This window comes from Herbiconiux sp. SALV-R1, assembly GCF_013113715.1.
GTDB lineage: Bacteria > Actinomycetota > Actinomycetes > Actinomycetales > Microbacteriaceae > Herbiconiux.
In genome coordinates this window covers 4303563-4325392 of record NZ_CP053344.1, presented here as the reverse complement: position 1 = coordinate 4325392, position 21830 = coordinate 4303563, and the positions used below count along the sequence as shown (strand labels likewise).

Here is a 21830-nt window from a genome sequence, read left to right as displayed (position 1 = left end):
GGGGCATGCATGAGCGCGCCGGCACCGTGGCCCTTCCTGAAGACCTGATCGACGTCGACGCCCTGGTGAGCGCCTACTACGACCTGCACCCCGACGTCGACGACCCCGAGCAGAAGGTGATCTTCGGCACGAGCGGTCACCGCGGCTCGTCGCTGAAGACCGCGTTCAACGAAGACCACATCGCCGCCATCACGCAGGCGATCGTGGAGTACCGGGCGGCGCAGGGCATCACGGGCCCGCTGTTCATCGGGCGCGACACGCACGGCCTGTCGGCCCCGGCGGAGCACACGGCGCTCGAGGTGCTGAACGCGAACGGCGTGACGGTGTGGAACGACTCGCGCGACAGCTGGACGCCGACACCCGCGGTCTCGCACGCGATCCTCAAGTACAACCGGGAGGGCCACGACGACCAGGCCGATGGCATCGTCGTCACCCCGAGCCACAACCCGCCCGCCGACGGCGGCTTCAAGTACAACCCGCCGCACGGCGGCCCGGCCGACTCCGACGCGACGAGCTGGATCGCGAACCGCGCCAACGAGCTCATCGCCGGCAACCTCGCCGACGTGAAGCGCGTCGAGCGCGGCGCGGGGCGCGCCACCGCGGGCTACGACTTCCGCGAGCACTACGTGGCCGACCTGGTGAACGTGATCGACCTCGACGCCATCGCGAAGTCGAAGATCCACATCGGCGCCGACCCGCTGGGTGGAGCATCCGTCGAATACTGGGAGCTCATCCGCGACCGCTACGGCCTCAACATGGAGGTCGTGAACGAGACGGTCGACCCGCGCTGGGCGTTCATGACGCTCGACTGGGACGGCAAGATCCGCATGGACTGCAGCTCGCCGTACGCCATGGCCTCCCTCGTCGCGAGCCGCGACAGGTACGACATCGCCACGGGCAACGACGCGGATGCCGACCGCCACGGCGTGGTCACCCCCGACGCCGGCATCATGAACCCGAACCACTACCTGGCCGTCGCCATCCAGTACCTCTACTCGCGCCGCGAGGGGTGGCAGCCGGATGCCGCGATCGGCAAGACCCTCGTCTCCAGTTCCATGATCGACCGGGTCGCCTCTTCGCTCGGCCGCACCCTCTGGGAGGTGCCGGTGGGCTTCAAGTGGTTCGTGCCGGGACTCATCGACGGTTCGGTGGGCTTCGGTGGCGAGGAGTCGGCGGGCGCATCCTTCCTCCGTTTCGACGGCTCGGTGTGGACGACCGACAAAGACGGCATCCTGCTGGCGCTGCTGGCCTCGGAGATCCTCGCCGTGACGGGCAAGACGCCGTCGCAGCTGTACGCCGAGCTCACCGAGGAGTTCGGGGCGCCGGTGTACGAGCGCGTCGACGCGCCGGCGTCGAAGGCACAGAAGGCGGTGCTGGCGAAGCTCGACGGCGAGGCGATCACGGCGACCGAGCTCGCGGGCGACCCGATCGTGGCGAAGCTGTCGCACGCACCCGGCAACGGTGCGGCCGTGGGCGGGGTGAAGGTCGTCACCGAGCGCGCCTGGTTCGCCGCGCGCCCGTCAGGCACGGAGGACGTCTACAAGATCTACGCCGAGAGCTTCGTGGGCCCCGAGCACCTCGCCGAGGTGCAGGCCGAGGCCAAGCGCATCGTCGACGCGGCGCTCGGCGCATGATGGCGGCGACGACGAACGCCGAGGCGTCCGTGCTGTCGGTGGTCTACACGAGCACGGCGGTCGTGCCGTTCTCGCGCGACGACCTGTTCGAGCTGCTCGAGCACAGCCGCGAGAACAACGCGCGCGACGGCCTCACGGGCATGCTGCTCTACCGGGGCGGCAGGTTCCTGCAGGTGCTCGAGGGGCCTGAGGACGCGGTGCGCACCCGCATCGAGGCCATCCGCGCCGACGAGCGCCACGAGCGCTTCGGCGTGCTCATCGAAGAGACCGCGGATGAGCGGCACTTCCCCGACTGGACGATGGGCTTCGCCTCCGACGCGGCCTCCGAGGGTGTGCCCGGGTACCTCACCACCTTCGCGGGCATCGACGCCGACGACGCGCGCGCGGGGGCCGACGGAGCCGGTGCCGACGGGCCCTCGCCGGAGGCCGAGGCGGCCCTGCGCCAGCTGCTCGGCTTCTTCGAAGACCCCGCCAACCACGTGCAGTAGCGGAGACGCTCGTCAGCGCGGTGCTCGCGCGGCACCCTCGTCGGAGGTCTCCGGCTCGATCAGCAGCTCGTAGAGGTCGCCGCGGTAGAGCGAGGTCGTGATCTCGGCGACCCGCTGGTCGCGGGTGCTGCCGCGGGCGATGACGCGGAGACACGGCGCCGCCGTCGTGATCTGGAGGAGCTTCGCCTCCTTGCCGGTGGGCAGCACCGCCGAGACGCGCGAGGATGCCCGTGAGAGCTCGGTGTCGTAGCGCCGCCGGAAGATCTCGTAGAGCGACCCGGCGAGGTCGTTGCCGAGCAGGTTCGGGAAGAGGTCGGCGGGGAGGATCGACCTGTCGATGCAGAGCGGGGTGTCGTCTCCGTAGCGCAGCCGTTCGATCGTGTAGACCGAGTCGTCCTCGCCGATGCCGAACTTCTCGGCGAGTTCCGCGTCTGCCGGCCCGATGCTCGCCGAGAGCACCTCGGCACGGGCCGTGCGCCCCGCGGCCCGCATGGAGTCGGTGAAGGAGGCGAGCGTCATCCGCTTCGTGACAGCAGGCTGAGCGACGAAGGTGCCCTTGCCGCGGATGCCGACGATGCGCTTGGCGTTCGTGAGCGCCTCGAGCGCCCGCCGCACCGTCATCGACGACACATCGAACTCGGCGGCGAGCTGCTGCTCGGTGGGGATCTTGTCGCCCGGAGCCATCTGCGCGATGGAGGCGGAGAGCGCTTTGAGCACGACCTCGTACTTCGCGGCCACAGCTGTCTCCCTTCCTCGAGCGACGTTCACGAGTATCGCGCACTCCGCTCCGCGAGGCGATTGCGATGGTCGATCCGTGGTGCTAACGTACCACCTACCCTAGGGTGCAGCAATAACCCTAGGGTTACTTCCACCACCTCAGTCCCGCCCCACTTGCAACGAAGGAGTTCCATGCGCACCACCACCAGGGCCCGCCGGACGGCGGTCCGAGCCGGCTCCACCACGCTCACGCTCGCGCTCATCGGCGCGGGCCTCGCCGCCTGCGCGCCATCGGGCTCGGGCGACGCCGACGGCGGCACCACCACCATCAACGTTCTCGCCGAAGACATCTCCTACACCGACAACTGGAAGGAACTGCTGCCGGAGTTCGAGAAGGAGTCGGGCATCAAGGTCAACATCGAGACCGTGCCCTACAGCGACCAGGCCGCCAAGATCCTGCTGAACTTCAGCCAGAAGTCGAGCGACTACGACGTCGTCTTCACCGACAACACCTACGGCACCGGGTACTTCGAGTCGGGCTACGTCGACGACCTCGCCTCCTACGAGGAGGGCGCGAAAGACCAGGTCACCTTCGACCAGTTCTACCCGCCCTACATCACCCCGATGCAGAGCGACGGCGCGACCTTCGGTCTCCCGGTCTACGGCGAGAGCACCTGGCTGATGTACCGCACCGACCTGTTCGACGAGTACGGCATCGACGGGCCTCCGGCGACCATGGACGACCTCGAGGCGGCCGCGAAGACAATCAAGGAGGGGTCGGGCGGCTCCGTCGCCGGCATCACCCTGCGAGGTGCCCCCGGCATCCAGAGCGTCTACCCCTGGTCGGGCTTCCTCCGGGCCTTCGGGGGCGACTACTTCGACGGCGATGCCGTCGCCGTCGACTCCCCCGAGTCGGTCGAGGCCACGCAGTTCTGGGCCGACCTGCTCACGAACTACGGGCCTGCGGGCGCGGGCAACTTCGACTGGGAGCAGAACCGCATCGCCTTCACCCAGGGCACCGCGGCGATGACCATCGACGCCACCGCGAACGGCCCGTTCAACGAAGACCCCACCTCGAGTGTCGTCGCGGGCAAGGTCGGCTATGCGCCCATCCCGTACGCCATCTCCGACCCGCCGACGAGCGGCAACACCGACAACTCGCTCAACGTGCACGCGCTCTACCTGAGCTCGTTCAGCGAGAAGAAGGAGGCGGCCTACGAGTTCATGGCGTGGGCGACCAGCCAGGCCGTGCAGGACAACGCGGTCGAGAACACGGAGGCCGTGGGCGTCACCCTCACGTCGGTGCTCGAGGGAGCCGCCTACGACGCGAAGTACGGAGCGTTCAAAGACGCACTGATGGAGCAGCTGGCCACCGGCAACGTCGACTACCTCCCCGCCGGAACCGACGCGAACGCCATCATCACCGAGGTCGGCCAGGCGCTCTCGCGCACCCTTGCCGGCGAGGCGAGCGCGGCCGACGCCCTGAAGACCGCCCAAGAGGCGATCGAGACCCAGCTCGGCTGACCCGGCTGGACGCCGGAAGGAGAGATCCCATGACCACATCGACCGAACGCCCTCGTCGCACCGCGGAAGGTGTCGCCGATCGATCCCTCCGGCGCCCTCCGGCGCCCCGGCGCCACCGCGGACTGCTGGCCCGGCTGAGCCTCGCGCTGCCCGCCGCGGTCGTCATCGTCCCCCTGCTCGCGATCATCGTCGTGCAGGGAGCCAACCTCGTCACCCACGGCGAGAACCTCCTCCGCCCGGGCAGCGAGGAGAAGTTCGTCGGCCTCGACAACTTCGCCAGGGCGCTCGCCGACCCCACCCTGTTCGGGTCGATCCGTGTCACCCTCGTCTACGTCGTCGCCGGTGTGGGCATCGAGATGGTGCTCGGTGTGGCCATCGCCCTCGCCCTGCACGGCCGCATCCCGGGCAAGGGCCTGCTGCGGGCGCTCATCCTCATCCCGATGGTGCTGACCCCGGTGGTGGCGGGTCTCATGTGGAGACTGCTGCTCGACCCCACCTCCGGGTTCATCACCTGGATGCTCGACAGCAGCGGCCTCGGCAGCCACGCCTTCCTCTCCGACCCGAACACGGCGCTCGGCACGATCATCCTGGTCGAGGTGTGGCAGAACACGCCCTTCGTCGTCATCATCGTGCTGGCCGGGCTGGAGTCGCTCGACCCCTCGCCGTTCGAGGCCGCCCAGCTCGATGGCGCCGGGGGTTTCCGGATGCTGTGGAACATCACCGTTCCAATGCTCTCGCCCGTGCTGGCGATCGTGGTGCTCCTTCGCGTCATCGACTCGGTGAAGACCTTCGCCCTGGTCAACACGATGACCAAGGGCGGGCCGGGCACCTCCACCCTCGCCATCAGCAACTACGTCTACCGGGTCGGATTCGAGACCTTCGACATCGGCTACGCCACCGCAGTCGGTCTCCTCGTGTCGGTCGCCGTGCTGATCATCCTGTTCCCCACCGCGACCCGGTTGATGGGTCTGCGCATCCGGAAGGCCCGCTCGTGAACAACCGCACGGCACGACGATCGTTCCTGCACACCCTGCGCGTCGTCGGCGTCTACGCCTTCGTGCTCTGGTGCATCCTCCCTGTCGTCTGGCTCATCAGCACCTCGCTGAAGAACGACGTCGACGCGTTCAGCCGCGTTCCGGTGTGGTTCTTCACGCCGCAGTTCGACAGCTACGTCGCAGCCTGGACCGACGGCGGCATGGGCCAGGCGATGCTCGTCAGCGGCGGGATCGCCGTGGTCAGCAGCGCCCTCGGCATCCTGGTCGGGCTGCCCCTGGCCTACCTCACCACCCAGGTGTGGCCGGCGGAGTCGGCGGCGTCGGCCCGCATGACCCTCGCCATCCTGCTCCTCACGACGGTTCCGCCCGTGCTCAGTCTCACGCCGTTCTACCGAACCTTCTTCGGCGTCGGACTCACCGGCAATCCGTTCGGGCTCACGATCGTGCACACCTTCTACGCGGTGCTGCTCGCTGTGCTCATCTTCCGCTCCTTCCTGGTGGCGTTCCCGCGCGAGATCAGGGAGGCGGCGATGATCGACGGGCTCGGCGAGTGGCGCACGCTGTTCCTCACCATCCTGCCGAACGTGTGGGGAGCGGCATTCGCCACCTTCGTGCTCGCCCTCATCCAGTCGTGGAACGAGTTCCTCTACGCACTGGTGCTCACGAGCGGCGACAGCCAGACGGTGCCGGTCACCATCGCCGGCTTCCTCAGCTTCTTCGGCACCAACTGGGCGAGGCTCACCGCCGCGGGGGTGATCGGCACGCTGCCGATCGTCATCTTCGCGGTCATCGTGCGCAAGCACATGGCCCGCGGCCTCTCGTTCGGCGGCGTCAAGTGAGCGCGACAGACTCCCCGACGACAGGAGAACGGATGCGCGTCAGCGTGCACCCCACGGCCGAGGCCGCCGCCGAGAGCGCTGCCGCCACGATCGCAGCCCTCGCCGCCCGCGGCGGCCTGCGCGTGCTGGGCGTCGCCACCGGCTCGAGCCCCACACCCGTCTATCGGGCCCTCGCGCGCCGGCGCGACGAGCTCCCCGAACTGCAGTTCCCCGACCTCACACTCTTCGCCCTCGACGAGTACCTGGGCCTGCCGCCCGGGCATCCCGAGAGCTACCGATCGGTCGTAGAGCGTGACGCGGCGGGCCCTCTCGGTATCTCCCCCGACCGGGTGCATCTGCCCTCGGGCGCCGACCCCGCTGCCTACGACCTCGCCATCGCCCGGCACGGCGGCGTCGACGTGCAGATCCTGGGCATCGGGCGCAACGGCCACATCGGCTTCAACGAGCCGGGGTCGTCGTTCGACTCGCGAACGCGCGTCGTCGATCTCGACCCGTCGACCAGGCTCGCCAACGCGCGCTTCTTCTCCGGTGTCGACGAGGTGCCGTCGCAAGCGGTGACGCAGGGCATCGGCACCATCCTCGAGGCGCGCATCCTGATGCTGTTCGCCTTCGGCGCCGAGAAGGCCGAGGCCGTGGCGGCCGCCCTGGAGGGTCCGGTGACCGAGCGGGTACCGGCGAGCGCCCTGCGCGCGCATCCCGACGTGCACTGGGTGCTCGACGACGCTGCAGCATCCCGGCTGTCCCGTTCCGGGAGGATCGAGCCATGAGCGCCGAGACTGAATCCACTGCCGCCGCACGCACCGCCTCCGCCGACGCCGTGCTCGCGATCGACGTCGGCCAGAGCGGCTTCCGGCTGCAGGCGGGCGGAGCGGAGGTCGTCGAGCAGCCGTACGGGATCGTGGCTCTCACCTCCCCAGGCCTCGTCGAAGCGCTCGCAGAGCGCATCGCCATCGCCGCTCCCGCCGGCGTCGGGTTCTCCGCGATCGGGGTGGGGCTGTCGGGATACGTCACCGGCTCCTCGGCGCCCGGCGCCCTCGCCGCGGTGCTGCGTGAGCGCCTCGGCGCACCGGTGGCGGTGGCTGCCGACGCGGTGACCGCCTTCCTCGGAACGGTGGGGGCCGCCTCCGGCACGGTCGTCATCTGCGGCACCGGCGTCGCGGCGCTCGGGGCCGACACCTGGGGCGCCTTCCGGCGCGTCGACGCGCGCGGCTACCTCCTCGGCGACTTCGGCGGCGGGTTCTGGATCGGGCAGCGCGGCTTGCAGGCGGCGCTCGACGCCGTCGAGGGGCGCGGAGCCGAGACGACCCTCACCGGCGCCCTTGCCGCCCTCGGCTCCCCCGCCGACGTGTACCACGGCGCCATGGGCTCGGTGCCCGCCCCTAAGTACGTCGCCGCGTTCGCCCTCGAGGTGCTGCGCGCCGCCGACGCGGGCGACCCTCTCTCGCGCACGATCATCCGTGCCGCCGGCGACGAGATCGCGCGCACGGCCCTGACCGCGCGCCTCGGCGACGGGCCCATCGGACTCACCGGCGGGCTGACCCGATCACGCGGCTACACGGATGCGGTGCTGCACTCCCTGCGACGGGCCGGTCTCGCCCAGCCCGAGCTGGTCATCCGGCCCGACGCCGCCCTCACCGGAGCACGCCTTCTTGCCGAGAACCACCGGGTCGGGGACGCGTTCCCCGGACTCATCGACGTGACATGAACGAAGGAACCACCTTGATCGACATCGAACTGCTGCGCGGACACCTCATCGTGTCGTGCCAGGCACCCGAGGACTCCCCTCTGCGCGACGCGGGAATCATCGCCGCCATCGCCGAAGCTGCGGTGCAGGCGGGTGCGGCGGCCGTGCGCATCAACAGCGCCGAGCACGTCGCGGCCGTGCGAGAGCGGGTCGCCGTGCCCATCATCGGACTGGAGAAGACCCTCGACCAGAGCGGCGCTCAGTGGATCACCCCCACCCTCGACCGTGCCCGCAGGCTCGTCGACGCGGGTGCTGATATCGTCGCGCTCGATGCGACCCTCCGTGACCGGCCCTGGGACGAGCGCATCGACGAGCTGCTGCCCGCCGTGCGCGAGCTCGGTGTGCCCGTGATGGCCGACGTCGACGGCTTCGCTGCCGGGTCCCACGCGGCACGCCTCGGCGCCGAACTCGTCGGCACCACCCTCTCGGGATACACGACGGTGCCACAGAACCGCTCGGGCGCCCCCGACATCGAACTGGTGGGCGAGCTCGCCGCGGCATCGATCCCGGTGGTGGCCGAGGGCCGCATCAAGACCCCGGCCGAGCTCACCGCAGCCTTCGAGGCCGGCGCCCTCGCCGTCGTCGTCGGCACCTCCATCACCGAGCCGATGGCCCTCACGAGACGGTTCGCCGCCGCCATCCCCACGCTCACCACGCTCACGACGACCACGACGCTCACGAAGGGAGCCTCAGCATCATGACCACCACCCCCACCACCTCGACCCGCATCGCCGTCGTCGGCGCCGGCCGCATGGGCCAGGTCCACGCCCGCATCGTCGACGAGAACCCGCGTGCCACCCTGGCCGCCGTGGTCGACCCGTTCGAGGACACGGGTCGCCGGGTCGCCGACCAGTACGGGGCGCCGTGGTTCGCGACGCTCGGCGAGGCCGCTGCCGCAGCATCCCTCGACGCCGTGATCATCGCCGTGCCCGACAAGCTGCACGTCGGGGTCACCGTCGACGCGCTCGAGGCCGGGCTGCACGTGCTCGTCGAGAAGCCGCTCGCCGACACGCTCGACGGAGCGCGCGCCATCGCTGCGGCCGCGGAGAAGTCGGCGTCGAAGGTGCTCGTCGGGCACGTACTGCGCCACGACCCGCGGTTCAGAACCGCTGCCGAGGCGGTGCGCACGGGCAAGGTCGGTTCGCCGGTGCACTTCAGGGCCTCACGCATCGTGCCGCGCAGTGTCGGGGTGGCGAACCGGGGCGCGTCGCCGATCTACATGTACCAGGGCATCCACGACATCGACCTGGTGCAGTGGATCAGCGGCAGCCCCATCACGCGGGTCTGCGCCACCACCGCGGCGAAGATCCTGCCCGGGCTCGGCGTTCCCGGCGTCGACGTCGCGCTGATCGTCTGCGAACTGGCCGACGGGACGGTCGGCACCATCGAGGTGTCGTGGGCGCTGCTCGAGAACACGCCGAGCGGACTCGCCTCGCAGTTCGAGCTGTACGGCACCGAGGGCACCCTGCGCGTCGACGTGACGGGAGAGGGCGTCGACCTCACCACGGGTGACGGCTACAGCCTGCCCAACACGGTGCTCTCGCCCGAACTCGACGGGGTGCTCGAGGGAGTGGTGCCGCAGCAGTTCGAGTACTTCCTGCAGATGATCGAGTTCGACCGGCCCAGCCGCATCGGCATCGAGGAGGCCGTCTCGGCGGCGCGGGTGCTCGACGCGGTCGGCGAGTCTCTCGAGACGAAGGGCTGGGCCTCCGTCTCGAGCGACTGAGCGGCGGTGCTCGTGCGGGCGTCGGTGCCGACGCCCGCAGCGCGCCCTACGGCGTGGCGTAGGCGGGGATCGACGAGTCGATCATCCAGGAGTCGTTCTCGGCCCGGGCTGCCTCGCCGGTGAAGCCCGAGTCGGGGATCATCAGGTACGCCGACGGGTCGCCCCCGTCGTTCCAGGTGGTGTCGACGGCGAGCCAGGTGCCGTCGACGAGCACCTTGTTCCAGGCGTGGGCGCCGCCCGAGAACACATCACCCGAGACCACCACCGTCTCGACGCCCGCGGCGTTCGCGAGGGCGTTGAAGGCGTAGGAGTAGCTGGCGCACACGCCGGTGCCGAGCAGCAGCGTGCCCGTGGCGTTCCACGCGGGCTCACGGCCCACCGGGATGGCCTGCTGGGCCTGCATCTCGGCGAACGCGGCGTCGTCGTACTCGGCGTTCGAGACCAGCCAGTCGTTGAGGGCCGTCACCTTGTCGGCGGCGGTCATGTCGTCGCTGGTCACCGCTCCGACCACCTCGTCGACACGCTGCTTGAGGTTCGCCTGCAGCGCTTTCACCTCCTCGGTCGGAATCGAGTAGGTGACGAGGAGGGTGTCGCCGCCGTCGCGCAGACCCATGTAGTTGACGTTGAAGACGTACGGGTTCTGGTAGCGGGCCTCCATCGCGGCGTCGTACGGGTCGGGCGCGCCCGGCTGGTCGACGTATTCCGAGATGTCGATCGATTTCGTCTGCGCGATCATGTGCTGCGCCAGGTACTTCGTGAAGTCGGTGCTGCCGTAGACCGGGTAGTCGGTGGGCGGCGCCTCGGCGAGCGGCTCGTCGTCGACGTTCTCGGGCGGGGCGTAGGCCTCGAAGCGGGGCAGGCCCGTGTCGGGCGCCGCGGCCTCGGCGGCGGCGTTGAACTGGGCGGCGGCAGCGACAGGGTCGGGGGTCGATCGTTTGGTGACCGGGATCCACTCGCCGAGCTGGGTGCCGCGCCCGCGGAGCGGGAAGATCCACCGGTCGCCGTAGTCGAGGATGCCGGTGTCGTCGATGTACGCGACCGTCGACCGGGTGCGCCCGTCGATACCGGTGAAGGGGAGCACCGTCTGCACGTTCTCGATGCCCTCGATGTAGCCGCTCGCACCCCACTTCTTGAGGTCGCCCGCGGCGTAGAAGGCCACCTCGTACGGCAGCGAGCCCGCCGAGCGCACCAGGTCGTGCGGCGTATAGGGCGAGTAGTGGGCGCCGTCGGTGGCGATGACGCCGAGGTCGAACGCCTGGCCGACGTTCTCCTCGTACTCCTCGGAGGGGTTGCCGTCTTGCTGGTCGTCGGAGCCCGCCCGGTAGCTGAACGCCTGCAGGTTCACGTTCTGCTGGGTCACCCAGGGGGCGTCGGTGACGTCGTAGACATCGGTGGCGCTCGACCACTCGGTGCCGTCGACCTCGGTCACGTAGCTGAGGTTGCCGCTGTCTCCGGTGGCGTCGGATGCGGTGACGATGATGTACGAATCCGCCCCGTCGACCGGGTCCCACGACAGCGTCACCGTGCCGTCGCCGGCAGGGTCGCTGAAGGTGACGTCGGGCGCCTCGAGCTCGGACGTGACGGTGAAGCGGGTGACGACCGGCTTCTCCTTGGGCGACCCGTCTTTCTCGACGCGGGTGACCAGGAAGTACTCGTCGTGAAGGCCCCACTGGCCGTACTGATAGCTGTCGTAGTCGGGGTCGGTCTCGTCCATCACGGCGCGGCCGCCTTCGGGCGCGTTGGAGCCGAAGGCGGTTCCCGTCTCGCTGCCCGAGATGGTGATGTCGGCGCCCGGGTCGAGCTGGAAGGCGTGGAACTGCGCGGGCTTCGTGAGCGCGGCGTCGTAGTAGACCTGCACCGCCCAGTCGTCGGGCCCGCCCCGCTCGCCCTGCTCGAGGCCCGCCTCCTCCATGTGGGCGGCGTTCACCGCGTCGAGGTCGTAGTCGACGTCGAGCAGGAACTCGTGGTCGCGCTCCAGATCGAGCATCGGCTCGGTGTAGTCGTAGATCGCGGAGCGGTCGGTGTAGAGCGAGGCCTGCGGCGAGGTGATGCCGGGCACGACGATGAACGCCGCGACCAGCGCCAGCACGGCGACCACCGCGACACCGGCCGACACGAGCCCGATGACGAGGCCGCGGCGGCGCTTGGGCTTGGCGGGGTGCTGCGGGGCGGGGGCGTGGTGCGCGGGCTGCTGGCCCGGCACCTGCGTGTCCGCCGCGGGCGGCGGGTAGCTCGCCGCTTGAGGGGCCGGATGCACGTGCTCCGTCCACCGCGTGCCGTCCCAGTAGCGCTGGATGCTCGCATCCGCCGGGTCGGGGTACCAGCCCGCGACCGCTCCACCGTCAGATTCCGCCACAGCGAATCCCTCCCCCGAAGTGATCCCCGCGCGCTCGCCTCGGTTCTCGCGGCGCGTCGGTCACCTTCGATCCTGCCCTGAAACCTGGTCGGGCGGGACGACATGGGGAGTTCTACCCGAGCTGGATCGTCGCGTTGACGGGCACTCCGCCGTTGGTCGAGATGAACTGCGCGGTCACGGTCGCCGTGCCTGAACCCGCCGGCCAGGTGAAGCTGATCGTCGAGTCGCCCACGGGCACCGCCGGGTTGATGAGGGCCCGGGTGCCCTGGATGTTCGTGACGGCCCAGCCCTGTCGCGGATCGAGCACCGGGCCGGTCGGAAGACCGCTGTCGAAACCGCCGATGACACCGAGCTCACCCGCGGCATAGCTGTCGGCGACGACCGACACCGTGAGGATGCTCGTGCCGCCCCAGCTCGCCGACGCACTGTCCCAGACGACCGTCGGCACTCCGGCGGGCTTGACGGTGATGAGGCTCGTCGACGAGCCGAACTCGGCGGCACTCTGCCAGGTGGCGAGCACCTCGTACGACCCGGAGAGGTCGATCCATTCGCCCGTGGTGAAGACGTACTCGCCCGCCGTCAGTCCGGACGGGGAGTTGAGCAGGGCGGCTTGGCCCCCACCGAAGGGCGTGTACGTCCAGCCCGCGGGCAGCGTCGGGAAGGAGGGCAGGTTGCCGACGGTGTCGGGAAAGCTGAACAGGATCGACCCGCTGCTGCCGACGGCCGCCGACCCGGCGGGAATGGTGACCGTGATGGTGCTCGTGCCGCCGAAGTCACCCCTCGCCGCACCCCACGCGACCGACGAGGCGGTCTGCCCGCTCGCCGCGGCGAGGGGGGCGGCGACGGCGGCGAGGACGACGGGAGCCGACCAGGCCGCTCCGATGACGGTTCTGCGGGAGATCTCGGGCATCGCACCAGCATCCCCAACCCCGACCGATGCCGACAAGCTCCTGAAGCGGACATGTCCTCAACAGGACACCCGGCACCCCCGGTTCGCGACGACCACGGGCGCTCCGCACCGGCGCCATCCGGACATCTCAGCGCTCCTTGTACACTGAGCGGGGCGGTAGAGATGGCGCTGGGAGGGGCCATGGGTGGCTTCACCTTGTCGAGGATCGAGACACGTGACTCGGATCTGATGGCCGACATGATGTCGAGCGCGCTCGGGGCGGTCGACATGTCGGTCATCGATCCACGCGATGCCTACTTGTCCATCCGCTCCGCGGTGAGCCCTTCCTTGTCGGCGTTGGACTTCCAGTTGAGCTTCCGGGGAACATCGGACCTCGACGGCTTGGAACGCGATCCGGCCGACCACGTGTACTCGGTCGTGTACATGGACCGGGAGCCCGGTTCCGGGCGACTCTGGGATGCCCAGGGGCGGCAACTCGACATCCTCCACCCGGTGCTGTACCCGGATTGGGTCGGCTCCGAGTTCGACGGGTGCCACGCGAAGGTCGTGAGCATCGCCCGCTCCGAGGTGCGTGACTACGCGCGGCGTCTCGCGGGCACCGATGCCTTCGACCTGCGGTTCACCGATGTCCATCCCCGCAGCGCGACCCTCGGCGAGCATTGGTACGCCACTCGCCGCTACATGATGAGCGCCATCGAACTGAGCGCCGACGATCCCGGTGTGGAGCTCATCCAAGGTCAGTTGCCGGGGCTGATCGCCGCCACCGTGCTCGCGACCTTCCCCACTACCCTCACCGACCACCTCGACCGACACGACGCCCGGCCGCTGGGAGCGACCGCGGCGATCCGCCGGGCCGTGGCATACATCGACGAGCACGCCCAGGAACCGATCACGCTGGCCGACATCGTGAGCGCCTCCCGGCTCGGCGTCCGCGCACTCCACGCCGGCTTTCGCCGGCATCTGGACACCACGCCGATGGGCTACCTGCACAAGGTGCGGCTGAACGCTGCGCGGCTCGACCTCCTCGCCGGCGATCCGACGCGGGAGACCGTTGCGGCGATCGCACGACGATGGGGCTTCACGCACCTCGGCCGCTTCGCGAGCAACTACCGTGCGGCCTTCGACGAGTTGCCGAGCCAGAGCCTCCGCCGCTGACCGGCGACGACAGCCGATCTGACATGCCGCCCCTCCCGGGTGGGCTACTGCGTGGCTCCGCCGCGGGGCGCGGCCGATGGTGGGCAGGATGTGAAGACGAACACGGCACCTTCAGGCCGCAGGCGCGTCAGAGGGTGCGGGGAGCGAGGGGGTGCTCGGCGGCCGTGGCGGAGGTGGAACGTTCGACGCGGTGGACGGTGCCGCCGGTGGGCTCGCGGAGTGCCTCGGCGAGCGAGCCGTCACGGTAGAGCACGGCGGTGCCCTCGTCGAGGCCGTAGCCGGCGGGGAGGCGGCCGGCGGCGATGGCGGCGTGGAAGAGGGGGCGGCGGAGCGGCTGCGAGTCGTAGTGCACGGCGAGGGAGGCGGGGACGAGCGCGAGGGCGTCATCGACGAGATCGAGGGCCGGGCCGCGGGAGGAGGTCGGGCCTCCCACGTGCCAGCAGAGCGCGCCCGCCGAGGTGCCGGCGAGCACGGTGCCGCGTCGGGCGGCCTCGACGAGCAGGGTGTCGAGACCGTGGGCGCGCCAGAGCGCCAGCAGGTTGACGACGCTGCCGCCGCCCACCCAGACCAGGTCGGCGTCGGCGACGATCTCGTCGAGCGGCTCGTCGGTGCGACCGAAGAGGCGGAGGTGCCGCGCCTGCACCCCGGCGAGCCGGGCCGCGTCGAGTTCGATGGCCTCGCTCTGACGCGGGTCGCCTCCGGCCGTGTTCACGTAGAGCACCCGAGGCGCCCGGCCCGAGACGCCCGTGAGCTCGACGGCGAAGCGCTGCAGCGGGCTGAACTCGAGCTCGGCGCGCGTGGAGGGCTGCCACCCGCTGCAGGTGGCGAGCACCGTCACACCGGCGAGCGCCGCTGCCATCACGCCGTCACCCCGACGGCATCCGCGTTCCACGCCCGCACCGACAGCGACGCGACCGACACCTCACCCTCCATCCCGACCACGCGCGTCTCCCCCGGCGCGAGCCCGAAGGCGTCGTCGTGCAGCAGCGCCCCGGGCCCGTGTGGGAAGCCGTCGACGAGCACCAGGGGCGCGGGCACCTCACCGACGTTCTGCACCTCGAACCCGCCGTCGACGGCCCGTGCCGCGAGCCGGGTGCGCGGAAGCTCCCACAAGGGGGCGGGCCGGTCGGCGGCGTAGGCGGCGAAGTGGGGCGACAGGTCGGCCTCCCAGAGCTCGTCGGGGGCCGACCGCTCGAGCTCCTCGATGCGCTCCCCGCGTTGCCGCGCGTTGAACCAGTACCACTGGCTGGTGGTCTCGCCCCGCGCATCCGTCATGCGCACCTCCAGGTGCAGCGGATGCGCGCGGCCGGGCACCACGGTCGAGAACCGGTGGGCGAGCACCCGCTGGTCGGGCGCCACCGACACCGGGCCCGACCAGCTCGCGGCGACCGTGAGGTCGGCATCCCACAACCGCGCCTCCACGGAGGCGTCGAGGGGTTCGGGGGTGTCGTTGGCGAGGTGCACCTCGGCCTTGAACAGCTCGCCGGGGGCCCAGTCGAGCCGGTTCGTCACCGCGAACACCGATCGGGGCCGGCTGAACGACCGCGCCAGATAGAACGAGCGCTTGGGGCGACCGTAGAAGTCGGCGATGGCCCACGACGCCCCGGGGAAGACCTCGCCCAGCTTGTAGAGCCAGTAGGCGGAGGTGTGGTCGCCGCTGCCCGACCTGGCGCGTTCCGAGGCGAAGCGCAGCGCCTCGCCCTGGGCCACCTGGCTCGCCTCGATGAACGTCGCCCAGTCGGCGATCGGCCCGTAGTCGGCGTAGCGCAGCTGCTTCACGATGTCGACGAGCGAGAACTGCGCCTGGTGCTGCAGGATGGCGCCGTGCGCGGGGGGCGGCCACTCCTCGAGCAGCGCCGGGTCGAGGAACTCGGCCATGCTCTCGAGCGCGCACTGGCTCGACAGCCCGTACTCCCCCCACACCGCCCCGTCGACGGCGGTGTAGCCCTCGTCGATGCGGGCACCCTCGTGGTAGACGGTGTAGCTGTGCACGCTCCCGCCCCAGGGGTCGGTGCGGTGGAAGGGTCGCGAGTCGTCGAGCGCGGTGGTGCGCCGCCCCGCGAGCAGCAGCAGTTCGTCGCCCGACCGGGTGAGCTCGTTCTCGTTGCCGCCGCCCCACACGATGAGCGAGGGATGGTTGCGCAGCGCCCTGACGATGCGGGTGACCTGCTGGTCGACGGCGGCCAGCGACACCGACGAGGCACCGGGCAGCCCGAAGCAGAACGGGAACTCCTGCAGCACCAGGATGCCGAGCCGGTCGCAGGCCGCGTAGAACCGCTCGCTCTCGACGATGCCGCCGCCCCAGGCCCGCAGCATGCGGAGCCCGGCGTGCCGGGTGAGCCGCAACAGGTGCTCGTCGACGGAGCCGTCGCGCTCGGTGAGCGGGTCCGTCCAGCACCAGTTGGCGCCGGTGAGGAACATCGGCCGTCCGTTCACGACGAACCGCCAGCGGTAGAACTCCTCGCCCTGCCAGTCGGGCAGCGCTTCCATCTCGATGGTGCGGATGCCCGTCTCGACCTCGACCGCATGACCGCCGATCTCGATCTCGACGCGGTGCAGCGGCTGCTCGCCGTAGCCGAACGGCCACCACAGCCGCGGCCGGTCGAGCTCCAGCTCGAGCTCGAAGCGCGTGAGCGCGCCGGTGAACGCGAGTTCGAAGGAGCGCGACGCGACGACCACGCCGTCATCACCTCGCACCGTGACGGTTCCCGAGAGGGTGCCTCGCGCATCCGTGTGGTCGCGCACGTCGGCGCGCACCCGGAGCAGTGCCGAGTCGGCGTCTGCCCTCACCGTGCTCACGAACGGATGCGCGAGCTCCACCTCGGGCACCACCTCGAGCCGCACCGACCGCCACAGCCCGATCGAGATGAGGTGCCCGTAGTGCCAGCCCCAGCCGGGAGACCCCTTCAGCACGCCGTGCCAGTCGTGCGGCGGCGGGTCGAACCGCACCACGAGCTCGTGCTCGGCCCCCGGCGCGATCAGGGCCGTGACGTCGATCTCGGGTCCACCGAACATGCCTTCGTGGCGCGCGACCGGCGAGCCGTCGAGGTAGACCGTGGCCGAGTAGTCGACGCCGTCGAAGGCGAGACGGATGCGCCGGCCCTCCCACGAGGCCGGCACGGTGAAGCGGCGGGCGTACCACCACTCCTGCTGCTCGATGCGGGTGCGGCGGAAGTGCCACGGCCAGTGCTCGGGCACGCCGTGGTCGACGAGCTCGTCGTACGTCGCCGAGCCGAGAAGCGGATGCGGAGTGACGCCCGCCGCCGCGAGGGCACCCTGCACGGTTCCCGGCACGGTCGCGGGCGTCCAGGCGCTGCGATCGGTGTCGGGCCGGAACCACTCGGCGGGTTCGTGCGGCGGTTTCGAGCCGGCGGGTTCCGCCCAGCGCTCGATGGAAAACTGCTTCTGCGGCACGGAGCCCGCCAGCAGCCATTCACCGTCGAGGAGGAGCGGTTCGGGAACGGGCTCGCCGGTCGCGACCGGAGTCTCCCCCGCATCCGCCGCCTCCGTCTCCGCCGTGCGTGCCCCGACCCGCACGGTCGGCACCGCGAGATCGGCCTCGACCGCCCCGTCGCCGAAGAGCACGGCCCGCGCGTAGGCGGCGAGCTCGAAGTCGTCGAGACTCCTCACTTCACCGCGCCCGCATACAGTCCGCTCACGAAGTAGCGCTGCGCGAAGATGAAGATGAGCAGGATCGGCAGACTCATGATGAGCACCGCGGCCATGATGTTGCCCCAGTCGGCGAGGTACTGCGCCTTGAAGTACAGCACACCCGTCGTCAACGTGCGTTTCGTGGGGTCTGTCAGGAGCAGTTGCGGCACCAGGTAGTCGTTCCAGATGCCGACCCCCTGCAGCACCCAGAAGGTGGCGATGGCCGGCCGGGCGAGCGGCAGGTAGATGGTGCGGAACAGGGTGAAGTACCCGGCGCCGTCGACGACCGCCGCCTCGACGATCTCTTTCGGGATCTGCCGCATGAACGCCGCCATGAGGAAGACGCCGAGCGGGATCGCCCCCGCGATGTAGACCAGGATGACGCCGAGGTAGTTGTTGATGAGGCCGAGGTCGCGGATGACGCGGAACTGCGGCACCAGAGCGAGCTGCAGCGGCAGGAAGATTCCCGCCGCGATGAGCAGGTACGCCACCGATCCGAGGCGCGACACCCGGCGCACGATGGCGTAGGAGGCGAGCGCCGCGATGAAGGTCGCCGCGACCATGCTCGTGACCGTGAGCAGGATGGAGTTGAGGAAGAGGTTGGTGAAGTCGGCCTCGACCCAGGAGGTGACGAAGTTGTCGAAGGTCCAGGTCTGCGGCAGCCCGGTGGGGTTCGTCAGCACCTCGAGGTTCGGCTTGAACGCCGTGATCACCATGATCAGCAGCGGGTAGATCATGATGAGGCTGAGGCAGATGAGCAGCAGGTTGATGGGCACACGACGCGCGAGGCGCTTGAGGGTTCGGGTGTTCATCGGGCGTTCTCCTCGGCGCTCATGCGGTTGTTCAGCTTGTTCTGCGCCCCGGCGATGACGATGAGCACCACGATGACGATGAGGGCCATGGCCGAGGCGTAACCGAAGTTGTTGGCCACGAGGCCCTGGTGGAACACCTCGGTCATGTAGAGCTGGGTGGAGTCTCCCGGCCCGCCCCTCGTCATGAGATAGACGGTGTCGAAGGCGCGCAGCGCGCCGTTCACCGAGAGCACCAGCACGAGCCCGATCGAGGGGATCATGAGCGGGATGGTGATGTGCCGCATGGCCTTGAATCCCTTGGCGCCGTCGACGCGAGCCGCCTCGTTGATCTCGGCGGGGATGGTGGAGAGCCCGGCGAGGAAGATGACGACGTTGAAGCCGAGCCCGCTCCACAGGTCGACCAGGATGACGCTGTAGAGCGCCAGGTCGTAGTTGCCGAGCCAGTCCTGGGCGAGGCCGCCGAGACCGACGTCGCGCAGCAGCGAGTTGATGGTGCCGTTCGTGGGGTCGTACATGAAGCTCCACGTGAACACGATGGCGACGGGGCTGATGACGATGGGGGCGAAGAACACGGCGCGGTAGATGTTGCCGAGCCGCAGCTGCCGGTTGAGCAGCACCGCGATGAGGAACGCGAGCACGGTCTGCACGACGACCTTGAAGAAGGCGTAGATGCCGGTGTTCGCGATCGCCTTGGTGAGGGTGGGGTCGCCGGAGAAGATGCGCACGAAGTTGTCGAGGCCGATGAAGTCGGCGGGCCGGTTGAACCCCCTGGCGTCGGTGAAGGCGGCGAAGACCACCTGCAGCATCGGCCAGATCGTGAAGATCGTGTAGATGATGAGGGCGGGGGCGATCGCGATGAGGAACTTGCCCATCGTCGATCGGTCAGACCAGACGCGGCGCTTCCACGACGTGCGGTCGGTGGTGACGGTCGGGATGACGCGGACGTCTTCGACGCGGGTGCTCGTCATCGGGCGACTCCCGTCTGACGGTGCGCGGCCCTGACGGCCGCCGTGTGCCACTTCGTCATGGCTCCCTCGCAGATCTTCATCGATATGGTCGGCGCAGCTGCGCCATGTAGCAATACTACATCTTTCGGGCGGGGATGGGCATCCTGAGCGTGGTGGGGTGCTCGAAAAGGCCCCGATCGGCTAGCGGCGCTACACCCAGCCGCGAGCGCGAGCGAGCTCGGCGGGCACGATGACCGCGGCGTCGCCGGGCCGCACAGTCACCCGGCCGCCAGTGAGAGGCTCGGCGGCGTCGGAGCCCGGGCGCAGCACGACGGCGGCGGAGCCGTCACCCGCGTCGACCTCGAACTCGCGCTCCCCCTCGTCGAGGTGGGTGACGACGGTCACGGCGGGCCCTCCCGCGGCGGCCCGCCATCGCGTGGCGTACGGGTGCGGAGTCGCGTCGCCGACGGCCCGCACACCCGCGTCGGGGTCGAGCTCTCCTGTCCACAGCCACTCCGCGAGTCGTCGGCGCAGCGCATCGACCTGGCCGACGTAGGCGACCGTGAGCGGAGCATCCGTCGGCCTGCCCTTGAAGTGGAACGGCTCGATGCTCGCCGCGTACCCGTAGAGCAGGCACTGGTTCACCATCGACCGGTCGTCGAAGCCGATGAGGGCGGTGGAGATGGCGGCGCCCGGGCGCAGGCGCCGCCCGATCGGCAGATGCCGGGGCGAGGCGCTGCGGATGTAGGAGGCGTCGTAGAACTCGAACTGGCCGTCGAAAGCGCCCTCGGCCGCGACGATGAACTCGTCGGTCTCGGCGAGCGCCGCCTGCTGCAGGGCGGCGACGAACTCGGCGTCCCAGGTGAAGGTCGAGGCACCCGGCTCGTGGCCGTGGTCGTCGGCGAAGCAGAGCAGGGCGCGCCCGTGATAGAGCGACTCGTCGTTGAGGAGGCCCGCAGCCCCCCACCGCGCCATCTGTGCGGCCTCGGCTGCGAAGCGTTCGCGCAGCACCGACGACGAGAAGCACAGCGGAACGTACCAGGGGGTGCTCATGCCGTAGCGCTTGCGCGCCGAGTGGTAGACCGGGCCGGGCTGGGCGTAGGGCTGGCCCTGCTCGTCGAGGCAGACCGAGTCGGCGAACTCCTCCCAGTACGGCCCCGGCTTCTCGACCCACTGGTACTTCGTGTAGAGCACGGCACGCACGCCGCGTTCGCGCGCTCGGTCGAGCGCGGCGACGAGGCCCGCCTCGCCACCGAGACGCTCGGAGGGGCGGTGCACCGGCACCAGCCCGTCTTGCCCGCCCTCGTTCCAGCCCACGATCTGCAGCGCGCCGATTCCGGCGTCGGCGCACTCGTCGACGATGTCGCGGAGCGCCGCGAAGTCGTAGCGCACCTCGCCCTCCGTCGACATGAGCTGCACCTGCAGCCAGGAGTGCGGCTCCTCGAGCCAGGCGGCTCGCGGGCGCCGGCGCGGGTTCTGGGTGACGCGGTAGGCCTCGAGACCGGCGAGCCAGTCGCCGGCGTAGACGGCGACCGTCATCGGCACCGCCTCGAACGCGCTGCCGCCCGTGAGCACCTGGATGGCGTCGAGGGTGACGGTGGCCGGATGCACGCCGTCGCCTCCAGTGCGCAGCAGGCTGTCGGCGTACCCCGGCTCGAGCGACGCCCGCCAGCCGATGAACTCGGTCGTGGGCGTCGTCGGCATGACGGCGAGGCCGTCGTTCTCACGGGCGAGCAGGATGAACGGCGAGGTCGGGTTGCACACCACCTCGGGCCGCAGGTTGCCACTGGCGTAGTCGGGGAACACCGTGCCCCAGTAGGGCGCCGTGCTCTCGAAGCGCGGCAGCAGCTCGTGACGCGAGCCCTGCGTGTACTCCGCACGCACCAGCTCGAGTCGCCCGTCGCCCGCGGCGACGACTCCCGGAAGAGAGGGGAACCGCGCGGCTTCGACGCGCACGTCGTCGTCGAACCCGGCCCGCAGGGTGGCGTCGAGCCGCCCGTCGTGGAGCTCGAGCGTGGCCGTCGCCGTGCCGGCGAGATGTTCGCCCGCGCTCGTCACGAGCTCCCGCCACACCAGCTCCACGCCGCGGCCGTCGGCACGCGTGCGCACCTCCGACACCCGCTGCTCGCGGGTCTGCACCACGACCGTGCGGTCGCCGTCGCGCGGGATCTCGAGCACGAACAGGCCCGGATGCGGGGCAGCGACGAGTGTGCCGCCCGGGCCGTCGACACCGAGCACACCCCCCGTCGCCGCGTCGATCCGCACGGTGGTGCCGGCGTCGGTGAGGGTGATGTCGCCAGTGGTCATGATGTCCTCGGTCGGAGCTGTCGCC

Annotated in this window: 18 protein-coding genes; 10 read left to right on the top strand and 8 right to left on the bottom strand. The window is 70.2% G+C overall.

The genetic code is table 11. The annotated features are described in order from the left end of the window. Positions 1–5: 5 nt before the first annotated feature. Together pgm and HL652_RS20490 are read left to right on the top strand one after the other, a co-directional pair. Positions 6–1634, top strand: a complete 1629-nt coding sequence (gene pgm, locus HL652_RS20495) for a phosphoglucomutase (alpha-D-glucose-1,6-bisphosphate-dependent) (protein WP_171707019.1) — start codon at positions 6–8, stop codon at positions 1632–1634. Continuing rightward, entirely contained in the window at positions 1631–2122 is a 492-nt protein-coding gene (locus HL652_RS20490) for a BLUF domain-containing protein (RefSeq protein ID WP_171707018.1), read from the top strand. The genes pgm and HL652_RS20490 overlap by 4 nt, the downstream gene beginning before the upstream one ends. 12 nt (positions 2123–2134) lie before the next feature. Here the strand turns inward: HL652_RS20490 and HL652_RS20485 are convergent, their stop codons facing one another. Further along, a complete protein-coding gene (locus tag HL652_RS20485; protein ID WP_171707017.1) occupies positions 2135–2860 on the bottom strand; it encodes a GntR family transcriptional regulator in 726 nt (241 codons plus the stop codon). A gap of 171 nt (positions 2861–3031) precedes the next feature. Between HL652_RS20485 and HL652_RS20480 the strand changes: the two genes are divergently transcribed. The 7 genes from HL652_RS20480 to HL652_RS20450 are packed head-to-tail and all read left to right on the top strand — an operon-like array spanning position 3032 to position 9667. Next, positions 3032–4363 carry an ABC transporter substrate-binding protein gene (locus tag HL652_RS20480; RefSeq protein WP_171707016.1) on the top strand — a complete coding sequence of 444 codons (1332 nt, stop codon included), beginning with the start codon at positions 3032–3034 and terminating at the stop codon, positions 4361–4363. Positions 4364–4392: 29 nt separating this feature from the next. After that, positions 4393–5358 (top strand): carbohydrate ABC transporter permease, encoded by a 966-nt coding sequence (locus tag HL652_RS20475; RefSeq protein ID WP_171707015.1) that lies wholly within the window; start codon positions 4393–4395, stop codon positions 5356–5358. Further along, positions 5355–6197, top strand: a complete 843-nt coding sequence (locus HL652_RS20470; RefSeq protein ID WP_171707014.1) for a carbohydrate ABC transporter permease — start codon at positions 5355–5357, stop codon at positions 6195–6197. Before HL652_RS20475 ends, HL652_RS20470 begins: the two co-directional genes overlap by 4 nt. 32 nt (positions 6198–6229) lie before the next feature. Further along, entirely contained in the window at positions 6230–6964 is a 735-nt protein-coding gene (locus HL652_RS20465) for a glucosamine-6-phosphate deaminase (protein WP_171707013.1), read from the top strand. Next, on the top strand, positions 6961–7902 hold the full coding sequence (locus HL652_RS20460) for a BadF/BadG/BcrA/BcrD ATPase family protein (protein WP_171707012.1): 942 nt from the start codon (positions 6961–6963) through the stop codon (positions 7900–7902). The genes HL652_RS20465 and HL652_RS20460 overlap by 4 nt, the downstream gene beginning before the upstream one ends. Next, positions 7899–8642, top strand: coding sequence for an N-acetylmannosamine-6-phosphate 2-epimerase (locus HL652_RS20455; protein ID WP_171707011.1), 744 nt, complete (start codon positions 7899–7901; stop codon positions 8640–8642). Before HL652_RS20460 ends, HL652_RS20455 begins: the two co-directional genes overlap by 4 nt. Further along, complete coding sequence (locus tag HL652_RS20450; RefSeq protein WP_171707010.1) at positions 8639–9667, top strand: Gfo/Idh/MocA family protein; 1029 nt, start codon at positions 8639–8641, stop codon at positions 9665–9667. The genes HL652_RS20455 and HL652_RS20450 overlap by 4 nt, the downstream gene beginning before the upstream one ends. A gap of 46 nt (positions 9668–9713) precedes the next feature. On the opposite strand, the gene HL652_RS20445 is transcribed toward HL652_RS20450, so the two are convergent. Together HL652_RS20445 and HL652_RS20440 are read right to left on the bottom strand one after the other, a co-directional pair. Further along, the gene (locus HL652_RS20445; RefSeq protein WP_171707009.1) at positions 9714–12023 is read right to left on the bottom strand and encodes a DUF2510 domain-containing protein; all 2310 of its coding nucleotides are present in this window, start codon (positions 12021–12023) and stop codon (positions 9714–9716) included. 112 nt (positions 12024–12135) lie between these two features. Next, a complete protein-coding gene (locus HL652_RS20440; RefSeq protein ID WP_171707008.1) occupies positions 12136–12933 on the bottom strand; it encodes a hypothetical protein in 798 nt (265 codons plus the stop codon). A 180-nt stretch (positions 12934–13113) separates the two neighbouring features. Here HL652_RS20440 and HL652_RS20435 point away from each other — a divergent pair, with 180 nt between their 5' ends. Beyond that, the gene (locus HL652_RS20435; RefSeq protein ID WP_171707007.1) at positions 13114–14088 is read left to right on the top strand and encodes a helix-turn-helix transcriptional regulator; all 975 of its coding nucleotides are present in this window, start codon (positions 13114–13116) and stop codon (positions 14086–14088) included. A 127-nt stretch (positions 14089–14215) separates the two neighbouring features. Here the strand turns inward: HL652_RS20435 and HL652_RS20430 are convergent, their stop codons facing one another. The 5 genes from HL652_RS20430 to HL652_RS20410 all read right to left on the bottom strand — a co-directional run bounded on the left by HL652_RS20430 (position 14216) and on the right by HL652_RS20410 (position 21805). After that, entirely contained in the window at positions 14216–14947 is a 732-nt protein-coding gene (locus HL652_RS20430; protein WP_171707006.1) for a Type 1 glutamine amidotransferase-like domain-containing protein, read from the bottom strand. After that, positions 14947–17718, bottom strand: a complete 2772-nt coding sequence (locus tag HL652_RS20425) for a glycoside hydrolase family 2 protein (protein ID WP_171707005.1) — start codon at positions 17716–17718, stop codon at positions 14947–14949. Before HL652_RS20425 ends, HL652_RS20430 begins: the two co-directional genes overlap by 1 nt. After that, positions 17715–18551, bottom strand: a complete 837-nt coding sequence (locus HL652_RS20420) for a carbohydrate ABC transporter permease (RefSeq protein WP_171707004.1) — start codon at positions 18549–18551, stop codon at positions 17715–17717. Before HL652_RS20420 ends, HL652_RS20425 begins: the two co-directional genes overlap by 4 nt. Next, complete coding sequence (locus HL652_RS20415; protein ID WP_171707003.1) at positions 18548–19519, bottom strand: carbohydrate ABC transporter permease; 972 nt, start codon at positions 19517–19519, stop codon at positions 18548–18550. Before HL652_RS20415 ends, HL652_RS20420 begins: the two co-directional genes overlap by 4 nt. Before the next feature lie 189 nt (positions 19520–19708). Further along, positions 19709–21805 (bottom strand): DUF6259 domain-containing protein, encoded by a 2097-nt coding sequence (locus HL652_RS20410; RefSeq protein WP_171707002.1) that lies wholly within the window; start codon positions 21803–21805, stop codon positions 19709–19711. Between the last annotated feature and the right edge of the window lie 25 nt (positions 21806–21830).

What these genes read in the sequence shown, in the direction of transcription:
- HL652_RS20475 (WP_171707015.1), top strand. Translation starts at nt 4,393, where the DNA reads ATGACCACATCGACCGAACGCCCTCGTCGCACCGCGGAAGGTGTCGCC.
- HL652_RS20410 (WP_171707002.1), bottom strand. Translation starts at nt 21,805, where the DNA reads ATGACCACTGGCGACATCACCCTCACCGACGCCGGCACCACCGTGCGG.
- HL652_RS20465 (WP_171707013.1), top strand. Translation starts at nt 6,230, where the DNA reads ATGCGCGTCAGCGTGCACCCCACGGCCGAGGCCGCCGCCGAGAGCGCT.
- HL652_RS20455 (WP_171707011.1), top strand. Translation starts at nt 7,899, where the DNA reads ATGAACGAAGGAACCACCTTGATCGACATCGAACTGCTGCGCGGACAC.
- HL652_RS20440 (WP_171707008.1), bottom strand. Translation starts at nt 12,933, where the DNA reads ATGCCCGAGATCTCCCGCAGAACCGTCATCGGAGCGGCCTGGTCGGCT.
- HL652_RS20460 (WP_171707012.1), top strand. Translation starts at nt 6,961, where the DNA reads ATGAGCGCCGAGACTGAATCCACTGCCGCCGCACGCACCGCCTCCGCC.
- HL652_RS20450 (WP_171707010.1), top strand. Translation starts at nt 8,639, where the DNA reads ATGACCACCACCCCCACCACCTCGACCCGCATCGCCGTCGTCGGCGCC.
- HL652_RS20490 (WP_171707018.1), top strand. Translation starts at nt 1,631, where the DNA reads ATGATGGCGGCGACGACGAACGCCGAGGCGTCCGTGCTGTCGGTGGTC.
- HL652_RS20420 (WP_171707004.1), bottom strand. Translation starts at nt 18,551, where the DNA reads ATGAACACCCGAACCCTCAAGCGCCTCGCGCGTCGTGTGCCCATCAAC.
- pgm (WP_171707019.1), top strand. Translation starts at nt 6, where the DNA reads ATGCATGAGCGCGCCGGCACCGTGGCCCTTCCTGAAGACCTGATCGAC.
- HL652_RS20415 (WP_171707003.1), bottom strand. Translation starts at nt 19,519, where the DNA reads ATGACGAGCACCCGCGTCGAAGACGTCCGCGTCATCCCGACCGTCACC.
- HL652_RS20480 (WP_171707016.1), top strand. Translation starts at nt 3,032, where the DNA reads ATGCGCACCACCACCAGGGCCCGCCGGACGGCGGTCCGAGCCGGCTCC.
- HL652_RS20435 (WP_171707007.1), top strand. Translation starts at nt 13,114, where the DNA reads ATGGGTGGCTTCACCTTGTCGAGGATCGAGACACGTGACTCGGATCTG.
- HL652_RS20430 (WP_171707006.1), bottom strand. Translation starts at nt 14,947, where the DNA reads ATGGCAGCGGCGCTCGCCGGTGTGACGGTGCTCGCCACCTGCAGCGGG.